14 protein-coding genes and 2 pseudogenes are annotated in these 16,104 nt (G+C 58.8%); 7 read left to right on the plus strand and 9 right to left on the minus strand.

All coding sequences use genetic code 11. The annotated features are described in order from the left end of the window. Window positions 1–24: 24 nt before the first annotated feature. The gene (locus tag ASC97_RS22875; RefSeq protein WP_156390430.1) at window positions 25–999 is read left to right on the plus strand and encodes an aliphatic sulfonate ABC transporter substrate-binding protein; all 975 of its coding nucleotides are present in this window, start codon (window positions 25–27) and stop codon (window positions 997–999) included. 307 nt (window positions 1,000–1,306) lie between these two features. Here the strand turns inward: ASC97_RS22875 and ASC97_RS22880 are convergent, their stop codons facing one another. After that, complete coding sequence (locus ASC97_RS22880) at window positions 1,307–2,623, minus strand: MFS transporter (RefSeq protein WP_057470651.1); 1,317 nt, start codon at window positions 2,621–2,623, stop codon at window positions 1,307–1,309. A 192-nt stretch (window positions 2,624–2,815) separates the two neighbouring features. Here ASC97_RS22880 and ASC97_RS22885 point away from each other — a divergent pair, with 192 nt between their 5' ends. Then, on the plus strand, window positions 2,816–3,715 hold the full coding sequence (locus tag ASC97_RS22885; RefSeq protein WP_057470675.1) for a LysR family transcriptional regulator: 900 nt from the start codon (window positions 2,816–2,818) through the stop codon (window positions 3,713–3,715). 241 nt (window positions 3,716–3,956) lie between these two features. Then, window positions 3,957–4,553: pseudogene (locus tag ASC97_RS22890) on the plus strand (amino acid ABC transporter substrate-binding protein); the annotation flags it as partial. Here the strand turns inward: ASC97_RS22890 and ASC97_RS35540 are convergent. Next, complete coding sequence (locus tag ASC97_RS35540) at window positions 4,532–5,401, minus strand: ATP-binding protein (RefSeq protein ID WP_274534168.1); 870 nt, start codon at window positions 5,399–5,401, stop codon at window positions 4,532–4,534. The pseudogene ASC97_RS22890 and the gene ASC97_RS35540 sit on opposite strands and share 22 nt — an antisense overlap. 388 nt (window positions 5,402–5,789) lie before the next feature. Between ASC97_RS35540 and ASC97_RS22900 the strand changes: the two genes are divergently transcribed. After that, window positions 5,790–8,528: an ATP-binding protein gene (locus tag ASC97_RS22900; RefSeq protein WP_057470653.1), complete on the plus strand. Its 2,739-nt coding sequence runs from the start codon at window positions 5,790–5,792 to the stop codon at window positions 8,526–8,528. A gap of 10 nt (window positions 8,529–8,538) precedes the next feature. On the opposite strand, the gene ASC97_RS22905 is transcribed toward ASC97_RS22900, so the two are convergent. From ASC97_RS22905 to ASC97_RS22925, 5 genes are read right to left on the minus strand one after another with little or no spacing between them, the layout of a single operon-like run. After that, window positions 8,539–9,168 (minus strand): pyridoxamine 5'-phosphate oxidase family protein, encoded by a 630-nt coding sequence (locus ASC97_RS22905; RefSeq protein ID WP_057470654.1) that lies wholly within the window; start codon window positions 9,166–9,168, stop codon window positions 8,539–8,541. 51 nt (window positions 9,169–9,219) lie between these two features. Next, entirely contained in the window at window positions 9,220–9,897 is a 678-nt protein-coding gene (locus ASC97_RS22910; protein ID WP_057470655.1) for an isochorismatase family protein, read from the minus strand. Window positions 9,898–9,921: 24 nt separating this feature from the next. Then, window positions 9,922–10,794: an alpha/beta fold hydrolase gene (locus tag ASC97_RS22915; protein WP_057470656.1), complete on the minus strand. Its 873-nt coding sequence runs from the start codon at window positions 10,792–10,794 to the stop codon at window positions 9,922–9,924. Beyond that, window positions 10,791–11,531, minus strand: a complete 741-nt coding sequence (locus tag ASC97_RS22920; RefSeq protein WP_057470657.1) for an alpha/beta hydrolase — start codon at window positions 11,529–11,531, stop codon at window positions 10,791–10,793. The genes ASC97_RS22915 and ASC97_RS22920 overlap by 4 nt, the downstream gene beginning before the upstream one ends. 60 nt (window positions 11,532–11,591) lie before the next feature. After that, window positions 11,592–12,563, minus strand: coding sequence for an alpha/beta fold hydrolase (locus ASC97_RS22925; protein WP_057470658.1), 972 nt, complete (start codon window positions 12,561–12,563; stop codon window positions 11,592–11,594). A 231-nt stretch (window positions 12,564–12,794) separates the two neighbouring features. On the opposite strand from ASC97_RS22925, the gene ASC97_RS22935 reads away from it, so the two are divergent. The 3 genes and pseudogenes from ASC97_RS22935 (at window position 12,795) to ASC97_RS22940 (ending at window position 14,058) form a co-directional block, all read left to right on the plus strand. Continuing rightward, window positions 12,795–13,532, plus strand: coding sequence for an FUSC family protein (locus ASC97_RS22935; protein ID WP_338012533.1), 738 nt, complete (start codon window positions 12,795–12,797; stop codon window positions 13,530–13,532). Continuing rightward, a pseudogene (locus ASC97_RS35545) lies at window positions 13,504–13,614 on the plus strand (AraC family transcriptional regulator); the annotation flags it as partial. The gene ASC97_RS22935 and the pseudogene ASC97_RS35545, both read left to right, overlap by 29 nt. A 42-nt stretch (window positions 13,615–13,656) precedes the next feature. After that, window positions 13,657–14,058: a VOC family protein gene (locus tag ASC97_RS22940; protein WP_057470660.1), complete on the plus strand. Its 402-nt coding sequence runs from the start codon at window positions 13,657–13,659 to the stop codon at window positions 14,056–14,058. A gap of 59 nt (window positions 14,059–14,117) precedes the next feature. Here ASC97_RS22940 and ASC97_RS22945 read toward each other — a convergent pair whose 3' ends face one another. Further along, window positions 14,118–14,885, minus strand: a complete 768-nt coding sequence (locus ASC97_RS22945) for a ribonuclease activity regulator RraA (protein ID WP_057470661.1) — start codon at window positions 14,883–14,885, stop codon at window positions 14,118–14,120. Window positions 14,886–14,907: 22 nt separating this feature from the next. Then, window positions 14,908–16,071 carry a mandelate racemase/muconate lactonizing enzyme family protein gene (locus tag ASC97_RS22950; protein WP_057470662.1) on the minus strand — a complete coding sequence of 388 codons (1,164 nt, stop codon included), beginning with the start codon at window positions 16,069–16,071 and terminating at the stop codon, window positions 14,908–14,910. Between the last annotated feature and the right edge of the window lie 33 nt (window positions 16,072–16,104).

A 16,104-nucleotide genomic window follows, 5' to 3' on the forward strand; every position in this document is an offset into this window, starting at 1 on the left:
GGCTGTCACAAGGAGGAAATGAACATGCTGACGAGACGTAACCTGATGAAGACCACTGCTGCCGTGGCAGCGGTGAGTGCATTTTCGATCGGAAAAGCAGCCGCACAATCGGTCGACATGACGATCGGCTATATTCCGGATTTCCCGAATGCTAGCGTGTTGGCAATTGCTGAAGATCAGAAACTTTGGGAAGCCGAAGGCGTTACGCCCTCCATCAAGGTCTTCACCAACGGTCCGATCCAGATCCAGGCGATGGGCGCGGGCAGCCTGAATTTCGGCACAATCGGCCCGGGTGCTTTGTGGCTTCCGGCTAGCGGCAAGGCAAAGGTGCTGGGCGTCAACGATATCGGCTTCTCCGACCGCGTCATCGCTCAAGCCGGTATAGGCTCGATCCAAGGTCTGAAGGGCAAAAAGGTTGGTGTTCCCCAGGGCACGTCCGGCGACATGATTTTGCGCATGGCGCTGACCAAAGCCGGTATGACGATCGGCGATATTCAGGTCGTGCCGATGGATCCGTCGACGGTGGTTGCCGCCTTCACGTCGAAACAAATCGATGGTGCCGGCATCTGGTATCCGCTGATCGACGCGATCAAGCCACGAGTTCCCGACATGAAGGAACTGGCATCCAACCAGGACTTCTATCCCCAGACGTCGTTCATCAACACCTTCGTCGCCCGCAACGAGATCGTCGAACAAAATCCCGAACTCGTGAAGAAATTCCTCCGCGTCATGAAAAAGGCGATGGATTATCGTGCGGCAAACCTGGACCGTTCCATAGAGATCACGACAGCCTTCATCGCTGCTCCGGCAGACGCGACGGAGAAGGTCGCGCGCAGCCGGAAGATCCTGACCAGCAAGGAACTCGACGCTTTCACTAAGGATGGCACCGTCAACAAGTGGCTGTCGGATTTTAATAAGATGTTCGCGGAATTCGGTACGGTGAAGGATCCGCTGCCGCCCGAGCAGTATTTCACCAGCGATCTTTTTGTGAATGCCTGACATCGGCCGGCCGGTGCAAATCGGCCGGTTTCTTTTAATTTGCAAAAACCTATGGACGGCGGCGAAAGAGCCGGGATGGTCCATGCTTAACCGCATAATTCCTTTTGAGCCCTCTGTCGTCGGCTTAATATGACAGTCGCCGGTTCGCATCCTACCAAGGCGAGGGATATGGCGGTTTGTCATACGAGCCGGCCGGCTCAGTGGGTCCCTCGTTGATGTTTACCCCGTGGCGGCTGGACGCCGAAGACGTTCAACGCCTGCTTTCGATAGAACGCCTTCTGTCCCAAGACGGCCACGACCCGTGCCATTAAGCAGTTCGAGGTTGTCCCGCCACCTCGTAGCGAGCCCGGCTCAGGCTGACTAGGCTTGCTATTGCCGCGCAAACGCTGGCAATGACGACCGCAGATTCGAGCGCAGCCGACAACGGCAGTATTGCGAAGCTGATCGACATGCATATCCCGCCAAGGGTTTGGCCGAGAAGCCGCGCTGTGCCTTGCATGGCGCCCGCCGCGCCACTTCTGGCTTTCGGTGCAGACAGAAGTAGAATTCGGTTGTTGGGAGTCTGAAACAGTCCGAAACCGAGGCCTGCGATCACCGTTCCGCCGACGAATGCGATGCCTCTCGGGTCGGGTGGGGCGAGACCGACTACCAAGAGGCCCAGAGCCAGCAGTGCCCCGCCGATGGCGCAGAGCCATGCCGTTTTGAAGCGATTTGCCAAGCGTCCCGAAACCGGCGCAATGATGGCGGTCGCGGCGGGCCAGGGCATCATGTAGAGACCCGCCAGGATCGGCGTCATGTGGTAGGTGTGCTGAAGGTAGAAAGGCAGTGCGATGTAGCTCAGCATCTGGCCACAGAAGCAGAATACCGATGCGATCACCGCCACGCGGAATGCCGGCGCCGCAAGCAGGTCCGTCGGGACGATCGGGGCGTCGCTATTCTCTTCGACGCGCAGCAGGACGAAGAGGCAGACCAGCGCGGTGGCGATAAGAACGCTGCCGCTCATTGGTGCGGTCGCGATACGGTCTGCCCCGCAGAAGAACAAAATGAACATCAGTGTGTTGGCGAGCAAGGCCTTCGCGTTCAACTTTCGCTTGGCGCCCTCGATTTTCCCAAGCAGAGCTCCGCCGATGAGAACGATGGCGCCGAGCGGCAGATTGACCGCAAACAGCCAGGGCCAGTTCGTCACAGAGAGGATTGCGCCGGCAATGCCTGGACCGGCAGCCGCCGAGATGGCAATGACCATGGCATTGATGCCGATGATCGGTCCCAGCATTTGCTGCGGCACGGCTGTGCGCAGGTTCATCATGCCAAGCGCCATGATCGCGCCGCCCCCCAAGCCCTGCGCGAAACGGGCGAGGATCAGCAGCGGAAGGTTACCCGCCAAAGCGCACGCCGCGGAGGCTGCGGTGAATAGCGCAACGCCGACCAAAAAGACTAGCCGTGCGCCGTAGATTTCACCCAGCGCGCCACAAGGAAGAATGGCGACGAGCACGGCCAACTGATAGGCCGAGACGACCCATACGGTACTACCCGCGTGCGCGCGAAGCGAAAGCGCAATCGAGGGCAAGGCAACATTGGCGATGGCTCCGTCCAAGACGACAAGAACGATCGTCAGAAGGATCATCGCAACAGCCAGGTGCCTTCGAGGCGACGCCAGGCCATCTTGCAAAACGGGTGCGGGGGAGGTGAGGGACATTGGCAACTCCTAATCTCTGTCAATGGCTGACTGGTTAGGCTTTGTTGATTGCCTGCGCCAGACGCAACAAAGTCAAACAATCGTTGCGTCTGGCGCCATGTCTGAAGTAGAGTGGACATCATGTCTGATCTCGATCTCAACCTCTTGGTAGCTCTGGATGCCTTGCTGCGCGAGCAGAGCGTGTCGGCAGCTGCTCGCCGGCTTGGGCTGAGCACATCTGCCATGAGCCGGACGCTGTCACGGTTGAGGACCGCGCTTGGTGATCCGATCCTCGTGCCGGCCGGGCGCGGCATGGTTTCGACGCCGCATGCCTTGGCAATTGCCGAGGAGGTGCATTTGTTGAAAGAAGCTGTGAAAACGGTGCTCAGTCCACCGTCGCCGGTGGAAATCCGCAATGTGCAGCGCCACTTCACGATCCGCGCCAATGAGGCGTTCGTGCTCCTATATGCCGCAGGTTTGAGCGCCGCTGTGACGAACACTGCGCCGGGGATAAGGCTTCGCTTTGCGCCGAGATCGGATAAGGACGTTCAGCCTTTGAGGGACGCGGCGGTCGATCTGGATATTGGTGTCCTGCCGGCGGATAGCGGCGAGCTGCGTTGCCAAACCCTTTTCGAAGATCGGCATGTCGGCCTCGCCAGGGTGGGGCACCCGATCTTCGATGCAGATCAGATTACGGCTGAGCGCTATACCGCCTGGGGTCACGTCCTGTTCTCAATGCAAGCGGACTTTGCCGGTCCCGTCGACAGGGCACTCGCCGAACGGGGCGCTTATCGTGATGTGAGGCTGATCGTGCCAAGCTTTCCGGCGGTGATCGCAGTTGCGGCCGCAACCGATCTGATCGGCTCTGTTCCAAAGTCCTATTGCAAATCTTGCGCGGCAAGCCAGATCAAGACCTTTGACCTGCCGGTTGCCGTGTCGGGTTTCAAAATCGTACAGGCCTGGCACCCCAGAATGGACGCAGATCCCGTTCATCGCTGGTTGAGGTCGCTGATTTTTGAGACATTCCGCTCAATGGCCTAAGCAAGCGCGGTGCTGCAGTCGCTGTTTGTAGGCACCCGACTGCATCCTTGAGCAGGTTCGCCTTCTCGATGGTCAGTAGGCCCGCATTTAACTATTTGGGAATGCGGTTCAGGTTCTGACTGGCACCCGCCAGCAAAACGAACCAACTCTGGGGGCTATCGGTTTGGCCCTGAAAAAGGTATCGCCTTAGGTGCTGGAGGCGATGTTGTTGAGGTGTCGTCAACAGTTCGGTATTTAGCTCTGCGGCGCAGAGCCTGTGACGCTTACCCGCAGACAGGAAGTCTCCTTTTCGATACCGATCTTTCCAAGTGGTACCGGGGCCGTCGTCAGCACAAGCGCTCCAATCGCGCTACGCGAGGTGCTGGAGTACGGCCAACCGGCAAGCAGGCCGATCTGGCGCGGATCGCCCGCACGAACGGTCCTCGAGCACAAGACGTTCTCTTCGATAGCGGGAACGAGCAGTGATCGCTGGCTAACCGAGCGAATCAAGACGTTCCAGTTGTCCGCGACGTCCGTCCCGGTTGGAAGCTACCAGGAAGGAATCCAGCGCGTGCTGGATGGAAGCTCCGCGGCCGTGTTCGGCGATATCTCGCTCCTGATGGATGCCGCCGCTCGAAGCGACGCATCGGGCAACCTCATCGTCCTAAATCGATATTTTGCGTACCAGCCGCTTGCGCTGACGCCGGCGCGCAACGACGAGGAATCCCGGCTCGTCGTCGACCGCGTGCTTAGCCAATCCTACGCGTCAGCAGAGTTTCGGGAGTTCTTCACGACATGGTTCGGCCCCCCGGATGAGACTATCGTGACATTCTTCCGTCAGACTGCGCTGCCGCAGTAGATGGAAAGCGTGTCAGGAGTCGAATCTTGGAATAGGACGGGGACAAGAGCACCGGACTTGTTTTCGAGCCTGCGATCATACGCGAACAGCTCGCGCGAGTGCTTGCCAGCAGCGAATTCAGATCGAGGATCGCGACGCGTTGTCAAGCGAAGCGAAGAATTGACCCCGCATTGCCTCACGTTGATTGCTACCGATAAGGTCCCCATCCCGAGGGGATGAAGCACGTTGTTGTCATCCTGGTTCCGAGGACGGATTCGAGACGGGTTAGCATGGCGCACGGTCGGAATTGGTCGAAGCGATTGTCGGACATCAGCGCGCTCGTCAACGACCTTGAGAGCCGCGACTGGTCCATCTACTGCAATCACGTTATAGCCGAGTTCTTCCAGCATCCGAGTGTGGATCTCACGGACACTGGCGTCGTCCTCCACAAGCAGGACGACTTCGCTCGCGGTTCCGCGAGGCACGCTTTCGTCCTTCACGTGGGTCGCGATATCGTTCGTGCCATGGTCACGCGGCAGGTAGATCTTCATCGTCGTGCCGGTTCCGACCTCTGAATAGATCTTCAGATGTCCGCCAGACTGCCTGACGAAACCAAAAACCTGGCTGAGGCCAAGGCCGGTGCCCTTGCCGACAGGCTTGCTGGTGAAGAACGGGTCGAACGCCTTCTTGATGATCTCCGGCGACATGCCGCAGCCGGTATCCGTGACCGCAATCATCACATATTGACCGGGCGATCGATGGCTATGCGTCCGACATCGCTTATATCGAAGAAGCTTACGCCATTGGCACCGCGCTCTAAGCTGAACGCGCCGAATAGATATCTGCGCGAGATGAGCGCCCGCTATCACAGCGAGAGAGATCGTGCATCCACCATTTATGGAAACGCATTCGAATCGTTCCTCGTCCGCTAATAGGCTGTGGGCGGCGTTATGCAGATCGGTGAAAGCTTTGGCCTCAATGGCGTCCTCTCTTGTACGAAAGGGATTCTCAGAAGAATAGGTATCCAAGGGAGGCTCCTACGGCAGATTTTCGCCGAGAGCGGAGAATTAAAAACACAAAAATCGGAGTGCGGCCTTCCTGGTTTTTGTCCGCGCGCGGAATGCCTGCGACGCAGTGCATGAGGTTACGTACTATCCATCATCTCCGGGCGACAGAGGTGGGACCGTTGCCCACAGGTATTGAAAATTGGCCGGTGCGGTGTAACGTCGGTCTTTTTTAATGAATTGTGAGAGCAAAGTGTCACACGATGGCGTGTCCCAGGCCTTGTCGAAGCAAACGGCCTACCAGTTCGGCGACTTCCGGTTGTTACCAGAGGCCCAAGCCCTCCTGTACAAGGGGCAGTCCGTCGCGCTGGGTGGACGAGGGTTCGATATACTAACCCTGCTCGTGACGCGGGCTGGTGAGGTCGTCAGTAAGGCTGATCTGTTCTCGCACGTATGGCCTGACTATATTGTCCACGACCATAATTTGAAGGTCAACGTCGGAAACCTTCGACGATCGCTGGCCGAACTCGATCCCACCGCGGAATACATCGCAACGATCGCTGGCCGCGGTTACAAATTTGTCGCTGCGGTGGAGAATGACCGGCCAGCCGCGGCACGGCACATTGCTTCGAGCACAAGTCATCATACTGCCCCACCGAAAGTGCGGGAGCTCCTCGGCCGCGATGACGCGATCCTGCAAATCTCCGAACAACTTGATCAACCGGGTTATGTCACCATCGTCGGGCCGGGTGGAGCCGGAAAAACGTCACTGGCGGTCACAGTTGCTCAACAGTCTCGCGGCGAAGAACAAGCCGTTGCCTTTGTCGATCTGTCGACAGTCACAGATCCCCGGTTTGTCGTGCCCGCGATTGCTTCCGCTCTTGGCATCTCGCTTGGATTGGACGATCCGATCGCGGGCGTGATTGACGTCCTTCGAAGCAACAAATTGTTTCTCATCATCGACAATTGCGAGCACGTCATTGCAATGGCAGCGACGGTTGTCGAGCGGATCTCGGCAGAGGTACCGCGTGCCCGTATCCTCGTGACCAGCCGCGAGCCACTTCGGACGAGACAAGAGCAGATCCATTTTCTCTCCGGGCTCGCTTATCCGGACCAGACGACTGTGCTCTCCACGACCGACGCAATGCAGTTTCCCGCGGTCCAGCTTTTCATCTCAAAGGCACGTGGCGCCGAAGTTACGGAACCAACGGAAGACTACATTCGCAGTGCCGTCTCGATCTGCGCACGACTTGACGGGCTGGCACTCGCGATCGAATTGGCCGCCGGCACGGCGAGTGTCCTTGCTCCCTTATCACTTGAAGGCCTGTTCAAAGATGGCTTTGACGCGATGGGTCGTGGAGCACGGGATGCGCCTTTGCGTCACCAGTCGCTGGAGGCCACGCTGGACTGGAGCTACCGGCTGCTTCCCGATCGGGAGGCTATCTTGCTCGGCCTGCTTTCGGTGTTTTCGGGGCGTTTCAGCGCCGACGACGCAGAAGCGATGTATTCTGCAGGGGCCCTGGAACCGATGGCCGGACGTGATGCCTTGTCACAGCTGGTGGCCAAATCACTGCTCTCCGCGCAACACGATAGCGGCTCTATGCATTACAGGATGGCAGAGAGCACCGGCACTTATGCTGCGCGGCGCCTCTTTGGTTCACCTTACAGAGAAAAAGCCAAGCGACAATTTGCCATCCGGACTAGGGATAAGCTGCAGATCGCCGAACGGGAATGGATCTCACAGACCTCTCGCGAATGGCTGGGAAAATATCGCAGCCAGATCGACGATGTCCGTGCTGCGATCGGCTGGGCGTTTGATCCTGCCGGTGACGCTGAACTGGGGGTCGAGCTGGTGGTCAGTGCATTGCCCCTGTGGCAAGAACTCTCGGCGTTCAGGGAAATGTTGGCCGCTATCGACACCGCAAGCTCAAACAGCGCGGCGCTATCAGCCCTCGCACCGCTCGGCCGGGCAAAACTTTCCACGGCGCAGGCCTGGGCCATGACGCTGGCGCGCCACATGCACCCGCAAACCAGTGATGCCTGGCGCGAAAGCATCCTTCACGCAAGCGGGTCGCGAGACGCCGAGTTTCAAATACGTTCGGTGTGCGGGCAGGCCGTTTTCCTGGCGTATTCCGGCCGGCCGCGCAACGCGTTGCGCAGCATGAACGAATTTGCCGCAGCAAAAGGTTTGGACTGGGCAACTGCTCCCGACGGCAAGCGTCTGTTGGCGCATATCAAGATCTACGCCGGCGAGTTGGAGTCGGCGTCGCACCATTTACACGCGCTGATGAACGATTGGGGTCACCTGGAAGAGGGGCATGGATTGTCTCGGTTTCAGGTCGACCTGCCCGTTGCTATTCGTCTGTCTCAGGCTTTCCTATCCTGGTTACAGGGTGACCCGGAGCGTGCCTCCAGTCTGGCCAGCCGTGCCATCGATCGAGCCGCCGATCTCGATCATATGATTTCCCTGGGGAATGCGATCTCGCTCGCGGCTCTGCCGATCGCTTTCGTGGAGGGCGATCTGGAAACCGCTTCGCAGCTTCAGCGGCAGCTGACTGAGGTCAGCCGCCGTGAAAGCGTCGGCATTTACGAGGGGACAGCCACGTTTTTTGCCGGTGCCATCCAGTCAGCCCGAGGTGACAGCGCTGGTGTCACCATGATGCAAGACAGTATCACCGGACTGCTCCGGGGCGGCTGGCGTGCTCGCGTCCCATTCTACCGCAGTCTGATGGCGGAGGCGCATATTGCTGCAGGAGAAATGCAGCTGGCGGAGGATAGTCTGCGCGCGGTGCTTGGCGAAATCGGGATTCGTGAGGAACGTTGGTGGCATCCTGATCTCTGGCGTGTGGCGGGAATGATCGAAGCCCGTAACGCCCGTCCACACCAAGCTAGGCGTTATTTCCAGAAGTCTTTGGATAGCGGGATCGCCATGGGCGCAGGTGCCGCGATCAAACGCACCCAGCTTGCCATGGCTGCGGTGGACGTGCGCTGACCTTGGCACTTCAATCTTTTCTTCGCGTGTCGAGGCGCTCCCGCAGCGACGCATTTTCGCGCTCAAGCTGAGCAATCTTGTCGATTAGGTGCTGTGAGGCTGAAAGAAATTCGGCTTCAGTGTAGCGTGGCTCGATGTGCTGCGGACAGTTCCAATCGAACGCCTCGAGCCTGAGCCTGAAAATGCGTTCAGCCTTGGCACCATAATCACCATCGGTGATTTTCGCTGTGAGCACTGGATCCGCATCGAGTGCCAGCTTCTCGGCACGGGCGTAGATCTTCAGACGTGTGCGTGCGGGATAGTCCATCAGAAACAGGCACGTCCGGTCGTTCTCTGCCAGATTGCCGGTGCTGATATACTGGCGATTGCCGCGGTAATCGACGAAGGCAAGCGTCCGATCGTCGAGCACTTTGAGAAAGCCTGGAGGTCCGCCGCGGTGCTGGACATAGGGCCAGCCGGTCTCCGAAACCGAGGCCATGTAGAAACTGTCGCGCTGTGCGATAAACGCGGTTTCTCTTACCGAGAACTGGTCGAATTCGCGGTGCCCCTTGAAGTCCGACCACAGACGATCCGCTCCCATTTCCGCTTGCGCCCTGCGAACTGACGGAGTGATCGCGATATCCATAAAGCCATAGGTCACATCGTGTCTCCTCACTGTATTGTCGGTTCGCAGGGCATTGGGAATGCCAGGCTAAATTGCCTCTCGCGCGGCCTGTTGCGCGCGGGCATAACTTTCGGCCACAGCAGCATAGTTGGGAGCGATGACTCCATAGAGCTTGCCGAGTTCGGCAGCCTCGGGCCGTGCCCAGGTCCGGTGAAGCTCGGACAGCAACGCATTGGTCGAGGTCGGCTTGACGCCGCCCTGCACGAAGCGGGCGAGCGAAATGCGGGATGCCATTTCGCTTGGATCTCCCGATGCATCGAGAACAGCATAGACGTCGTAGCCGGCGGCGCGGGCGTCGAGAGCCGGAAACATCACGCAAACACTGGTCCAGACGCCTGCCATGATAAGAGTGTTGCGGCCGGTCGAGCGAACCATTGCGACGAAATCGTCATTGTCCCATGCATTCACTTCGCCCTTACGCGGCACATAGACTGCATGCGGAGCCAGTTCGTGGATCTCTGGCATCAGCGGACCATTGGTCCCGGCAGGTTCCGAGGCCGTGGTGATGACAGGGATATTCAAGAGGGTGGCGAGCTTGGAGATCACCTCGACATTTCGGCGCAGATCGGCGACCGGTATGTCCTTAACAGTCTGAAACAGTCCCGACTGGTGATCGAGCAGCAGGATCAGGACGTCGGAGGGATCGATGAGAGCTGCGCCGCCACCGGTCGGAAGCACACTTGGCTTGGATTTGCTGTTGTACATGGTCGGTCCTTCTTTGAGTTTCAGTTACTGAGTGAGGTTTCGCGCGAGGAAATCGCGCATCGCGGGGATCATCTCGTCCGCCTTGTCCTCGAGGGCGAAATGTCCGGTGTCGAAGAAATGCAGCTCGGCATCGGGAAGGTCGCGGAGGTAGGCGCGCGCACCGTCGGGCAGGAAGATGGGATCATTCTTGCCCCACAGGATCAGGGCGGGCGGCTGGTGCTCGCGGAAATAGGCTTGAAAAGCGGGATAGAGCGCGACGTTGGTCTGGTAGTCGTAGATGATGTCTAGCTGGATTTCGACGCTGCCCGGACGGTCGAGGAAAAGCTGGTCGTACAGCCACGACGCGGGATCGATCCGTGCCTCGTCCTTTGTGCCGGCGAGATACTGGAAGCGTGTGCCGTCGAGCGACAGAAATGGTCGCATCGCATCCCGGTTCGCCGGACCGTTGTCGGCCCAGTAAGCACGCGTCGGCGCCCAAAAGTCTCCCATGCCCTCTTCATAGGCATTGCCGTTCTGAATGATCAGAGCGGTCACTCGCTCGGGGTGCGAGAGAGCCAAGCGAAACCCGGTCGGCGCGCCATAATCCATGACATAGACAGCGTACCGCTCAACACCTAGCTGTTCGAGAAGACTGGCGACGATGGTTGAGAACGCAGCGAAGCCATATTCAAAGTCGCTAGACGAAGGCATTTCCGACAGACCGAACCCCGGAAGGTCTGGCGCAATCACACGATAGCGGTCGGCGAGCGCCGGAATGAGATTGCGGTACATGTGCGAAGAGCTTGGAAAGGCGTGCAGCAATACCACCACGGGTGCGCTGCGCTGTCCCGCTTCGCGGTAGAAGATGTTCAGGCCGCCAACGCTGATGGTTCTGTGGTAGGTGACGGGCCGGGTCATTGTCCGGCTCCCGAAATAGTGCTCACGGCTGCTGCCGCGATGAACGCTGCGACGTCCTGCGGATGCGACATCATCACGGCGTGACTGCTATCGATTTCAGTGATCGCTGCGCCTGCGCGCCGAGCCATCCGGCGCTGCGCACTCGGAGGCACCATCCTGTCGGCGGAAGCGACGAGATAGAAGCTGGGTTTGGTCTTCCACGCGGGATGCGTGAGGGGCGCAATGACCGCCGCGAGACCCCAGGGTAGCTGCGCCGCCGCCAGGAACCGCGTGGTCGCGGGATCGACATCGGCAGCAAACGCTTCCGGAAACTGGGCCGGGTCGACAACGAGGTAACCATCCTTCGGAGCCAACAACGGGGCCTTCGTTTCGCCGGGCTCTTCTGCCGCTTCATTCAGCGTTGCGACGGACTCGCCGATATCCGGCACGAAAGCTGCGATGTAGGCCAATGACTTGACCTTGGGATTGGCACCGGCTTCGGTGATGACGGCTCCGCCGTAGCTGTGGCCGACTAGCAGCACCGAATGGCGAGCCGATGCGATAAGACGCTCGATAGCGGCAACGTCACTCTCAAGTGAGGTCGTCGCGTGTTGGGCGACAAGAACTTCGAACCCGCGGCCTACAAGTTTGCCATGGACTTGTTGCCATCCGGAGCCATCGACAAAAGCGCCGTGTACGAGGACGATCGAAAGGGCTGGCGCCCCAGTTGCCTGGGTGCCCGAAAGAGGATTGGTCATGATCTTTTCCTTTGGGGTGGGGCCGCGGAGCCGTTGGCCCCCGCGGAGGGCCTGAGTGGATTAGTTGCAAACCTTGCGGTCGAGGAAGTCGCGGATGAGCGGCGCCATCACGTCGAGCTTGTCCTCAAGGGCGAAATGGCCGCTGTCGAGAATATGCATTTCGGCATTCGGGAGATCGCGAAGGTAGGGGTGTGCGCCAGGCTCGGGGAAGATCTTGTCGTTCTTGCCCCAGACGATCAGCGTCGGTGGCTGACGGTCGCGGAAGAAGGCCTGAAACTGCGGGTAAAGCGGGACGTTGCTGCCGTAGTCGCCCAGCATATCCAGCTGGATGTCCTTGTTGCCCGGTCGATCGAGCAGGGCCTGATCGACGACCCAGTTGTCGGGGCTGATATGCGCAACATCGCCCATGCCATCGGTGTACTGGAACTTCGTGGTTTCGAGCGTGACCAGGCCGGCCAGTGCTTCCCGGCGCTCCGGCGTTCTCTCGGCCCAATAGGCCTTGATCGGATCCCAGAAGGCGGCGAGGCCTTCGGTATAGGCATTGCCGTTCTGCACGATCAGCGTTTCGACCCGCTCGGGATGCTTGAGCGCTAGCCGGTATCCGATCGGTGCGCCGTAATCCATGACGTACATGCTGTAGCGGTTGGCTCCGACCTTTTCGGTCAGCTTGTCGACGATGTTGGTCATGTTCTCGAATGTGTAGGAAAACTTGGTGTGGTCGGGAGTATCACTCTGGCCATAGCCGGGATAATCGGGGGCAATCACCCGGTAGCGGTCGGCCAGCAGCGGAATAAGGTTGCGGAACATGTGCGACGAGGTCGGAAATCCGTGCAGAAGCAGGAGGACCGGTGCGTCCTTGGGGCCGGCTTCACGGTAGAAGACGTTCACGCCATCGATCACCGTGTTCTTGTACTGGATGACAGGAACTGCTTTCGCAGCGATGACTGTGCTGGCCGGCACGCAGCGGGCTTCGGCTGCAACGGGCGTGATCGCCATAAGAATTGCGACAGTGGCAAGAAGGTGCTTTTTCATGATGCTTTCCCTTTTCCAGATTGGGTGCCGATCCACATCAGCGCCTCTGGAGAAAGGATTAGCATCGCCGGTCTTCGGCCCTGGGATAAATAAGGGTAAAAAGTTGAACACCTGGCCGTGGGCGACGCGCAATGAGGAGCAACAACTGCTCAATCCCAATGAAAGCCATTCCATCAAGTCAGCGCGCCTCGATCATGGGAAAATCTGCTTCTTCCCAATGTTGCGCGGAACCTGCGGGATGTTGTTGAGGTTTCTCGCGCGTGTCAGTCCCTTCGGGACGCATTGAAGACAGAGAATGCAGCAAGATCCGCTCACCGCATTGCGTCTCCCCATCGTATTCCTGCACCGCATCGTGACATCGGCATGGCATCGCTATCGGCGTTGACGGTCGCAATCTGCCTGGCATCCTCCACGTTCTTCTGGATTGCAAGCGGCTGGATCGACGGGACGACATTTGCACAGATCTCGGGCGTGTTGTGCTGCCTTCTTGCGACCATGGACGATCCGGTGCCAGCCATGCGCAAATTCGTCGACGTGACGACCGGATCCGTCATCGCTGCGTTCGCGTACGGTTTCGCGATCCTTCCGATGATCGGTTTCGAGCCGCTTGTCGCCGCGCTCGGCCTATTCTTGATCCCTGCAGGGATATGCCTTGCCGTGCCTTTGCTCGCAATCGTTGGCATGGGGCTCTGCATAAACTTTCCGCTTCTTCTCACGCTCCAGGGACATCAGAGCAGCGACTTCATGACGTTTGCGAACTCAGGTGTGGCGACCGTTCTTGCGATCATCTGGTCTACCGTTGTATGTGGCATCTTCCGATCCGTGATGGCTGAGACGAATGCCAGAAGGCTTGTGTCCGTAGCCCAGAGGCATGTCGCCGGGATCGCGGCCTGCCGGCACGCCGAAGCACATGTCACTCGCTATCGCGTCATCGATGTGGCAGCCAGTTTCGGGCAAGCTCGGGTATGAATCTGTTTCTGCGTTCATTACGATGTTCAAGAAAGCACTCGGCACATCGCCGGCGCAATATTTACGGAAGTTTGAGCGTTAAAGGTCAGGGACCGTTACAGAAGCATCCAGCTGGAGAAGAGGCATGTTTACCCACGTCATGGTCGGCAGCAACGACCTAGAGCGCGCCAGGCGCTTCTACGACGCCACCTTTGTTGCACTGGGAGGCAATCCTGGGGAGTTTGATGCGAGAGGCCGACTTATCTACGTCCACGAGGGTGGTCGACTAATGATCACGAAACCGATCGATGGTAAGCCAGCGACAGCTGCCAACGGTGGGACGATCGGTATCGCCGCCGCGGGCCGCGACCATGTTCTTGCGTGGCATGCCGCTGGTACAGCGCACGGTGGCACTGCAATCGAGAGCCCGCCTGCGGAGCGTCCGAACGGGGCATTCGTTGCATATCTTCGCGACCCTGATGGAAACAAGCTGAGCGCACGGTCTCATCCGACGAATGAGATAGGCATGCGCAGCGGAAGAGATTGAGCTTTTTGAAAGGCACAACGGTTCTCAACGCGGCGTAGTCGGCGGGCGTCTGTCCTAAGTCACCTCGGATCGTCCATCGGCGAGCTTGTTCCCAGGTGGTTTATTTTGCGCCACTCTTCGTATTCTCCGCGGGCATCATCATGCAGCGGATAGTAGCGCTGCAACGATCCACCACCCATAAGCTTCACCCGAGAGAACTCCTCCCAATCGTGATGCTTTTGCGCTTCTTCGATTACCGTCGAGGCCATTGCGACTGGAAGCACGACCACCCCATCATCGTCGGCGACGATGATATCTCCGGGGATGACTGTTACACCGCCGCAGGCTATTGGAACGTTGACGGCGTTGGGGTAGATCCCAGTCTGCACGTGATAGTTGGGCGTCCAACCGCGCAGCCATAGAGAGAGATCTAGCTTCTCTACATTGGGCCGATCGCGCATGCACCCATCGATCACGATACCAGCGCCGCCTCTGCCTTTGAAATAAGTCGACATCATATCGCCAAAGACGCCGGAGCTCATGTCGCCGCGCGCGTCGACCACAACGACATCTCCCTCTTCCAAGCTGTAAAGCACATGCCGATGCAGCTGCGTCTCCGGATCTGCATATTCTCCCTCACTGAAGAGATCCGGTCGCTGCGGGAGAAACTGAAGTGTCAGGGCCGGACCGACGATCGACTTTCCGCGGTTCTGTGCCGTTGGACCGACCAGGTGCGGATTGCGGAAGCCCATATGCCCAAGAGTACCTGCAACAGTCGCAGCGCCAATTTCCTTCAGCGCCTCGATCAACTCTTTGGGCGGTCGCGTTATCTCGGACGTATACGTCATTTTAAGCTCCGTGGATTGAAAACTACCAATTGGTGACAGAACCGTCGCGCCGTCTTAGGTGTGGCGCTTCCCAGAAGCGAAAGCTCTGCGCCTTTACCGCCTCTTCGTTGACCTCGACGCCAAGCCCCGGCAGATCGCTGACCGGATAGTCGGAGCCGTCGAGCCGTGGTTGCACGGGAAAGAAGTCGGAATTATCGAAGCCGAGCTTTGCCTCGGGCGCCCTGGTCTCAAGCCAAGCGAAATTCGGCACTGCGGCGGCGAGATGGATGGTCGCGGCCGTGCAGACTGGGCCAAGGGGATTGTGCGGCATAAGGTCCACGTAGTGCGCCTCGCTCCAGCCAGCGATCTTCATCGCTTCAGTGAGCCCGCCAACGTTGCAGATATCGAGCCGGTTGAACTGATGGATGCCACGCTCGATGTAAGGAAGAAACTGCCACTTGCTAGCAAACTCCTCGCCGATGGCGAACGGGATGTCGGTCATGGTGCGAAGGGATTCGTATGCCTCGGGTGTCTCGTCTCTGATCGGCTCCTCGAGGAAATCAAGAACGCCGCGGCCTAGTTTGTTGCAGAAGCTCGCTGTCTCTGCCACCGACAACCGATGATGATAGTCTATGCCGAGGACGACGTCCTCGCCCAGTACATCGCGCGCCTTGTTCAGCATGCGTGCGGTCGCGCCGATGGACTCCCGCGGCTCGAAGATGTCGTTGCTGCTTTGTCCGATGGGGAAGAAGCGGATCGCCTGCCATCCTTGTGCGTGCAGTTCACGGGCGCGCTCGATGGCAACGTCGCCCTCGGCCTCGTCACCGGTCGATGCAAAGGTGGGAACTCTGTCGCGCTGTTTACCGCCCAGGAGCTCGTAGACAGGCACTCCCAGCGCCTTGCCCTTGATGTCATGGAGCGCGATATCGATCGCCGAGATCGCCGCCTGCAGGACGCGCCCGCCTTCGAAATACTGGCTGCGATACATCTCTTGCCAGATCCGGCCGATCTGCATTGAGTCGCTGCCGATGAGAAACTCTCGATAGTGTTCGATCACGCCCGCCACAGCCTTTTCGCGACCGCTCAAGCCGCTCTCACCCCAACCGAAGATGCCGGCATCGGTCTCGACCTTTACCAGCATCTGGTTTCGGGTTCCGACCCATACCGGATAGGGCTTGATCGCTGTAATTTTTAGTTCCGTCTTCATCCACGTTCTCATTTTTTGAGCTAGCAAATGGGC

The sequence above is a fragment of the Rhizobium sp. Root1203 genome (assembly GCF_001424945.1).
Taxonomy (GTDB): domain Bacteria; phylum Pseudomonadota; class Alphaproteobacteria; order Rhizobiales; family Rhizobiaceae; genus Rhizobium.

What these genes read in the sequence shown, in the direction of transcription:
- ASC97_RS22875 (WP_156390430.1), top strand. Translation starts at nt 25, where the DNA reads ATGCTGACGAGACGTAACCTGATGAAGACCACTGCTGCCGTGGCAGCG.
- ASC97_RS22880 (WP_057470651.1), bottom strand. Translation starts at nt 2,623, where the DNA reads ATGATCCTTCTGACGATCGTTCTTGTCGTCTTGGACGGAGCCATCGCC.
- ASC97_RS22885 (WP_057470675.1), top strand. Translation starts at nt 2,816, where the DNA reads ATGTCTGATCTCGATCTCAACCTCTTGGTAGCTCTGGATGCCTTGCTG.
- ASC97_RS22910 (WP_057470655.1), bottom strand. Translation starts at nt 9,897, where the DNA reads ATGTACAACAGCAAATCCAAGCCAAGTGTGCTTCCGACCGGTGGCGGC.
- ASC97_RS22915 (WP_057470656.1), bottom strand. Translation starts at nt 10,794, where the DNA reads ATGACCCGGCCCGTCACCTACCACAGAACCATCAGCGTTGGCGGCCTG.
- ASC97_RS22920 (WP_057470657.1), bottom strand. Translation starts at nt 11,531, where the DNA reads ATGACCAATCCTCTTTCGGGCACCCAGGCAACTGGGGCGCCAGCCCTT.
- ASC97_RS22925 (WP_057470658.1), bottom strand. Translation starts at nt 12,563, where the DNA reads ATGAAAAAGCACCTTCTTGCCACTGTCGCAATTCTTATGGCGATCACG.
- ASC97_RS22940 (WP_057470660.1), top strand. Translation starts at nt 13,657, where the DNA reads ATGTTTACCCACGTCATGGTCGGCAGCAACGACCTAGAGCGCGCCAGG.
- ASC97_RS22945 (WP_057470661.1), bottom strand. Translation starts at nt 14,885, where the DNA reads ATGACGTATACGTCCGAGATAACGCGACCGCCCAAAGAGTTGATCGAG.
- ASC97_RS22950 (WP_057470662.1), bottom strand. Translation starts at nt 16,071, where the DNA reads ATGAAGACGGAACTAAAAATTACAGCGATCAAGCCCTATCCGGTATGG.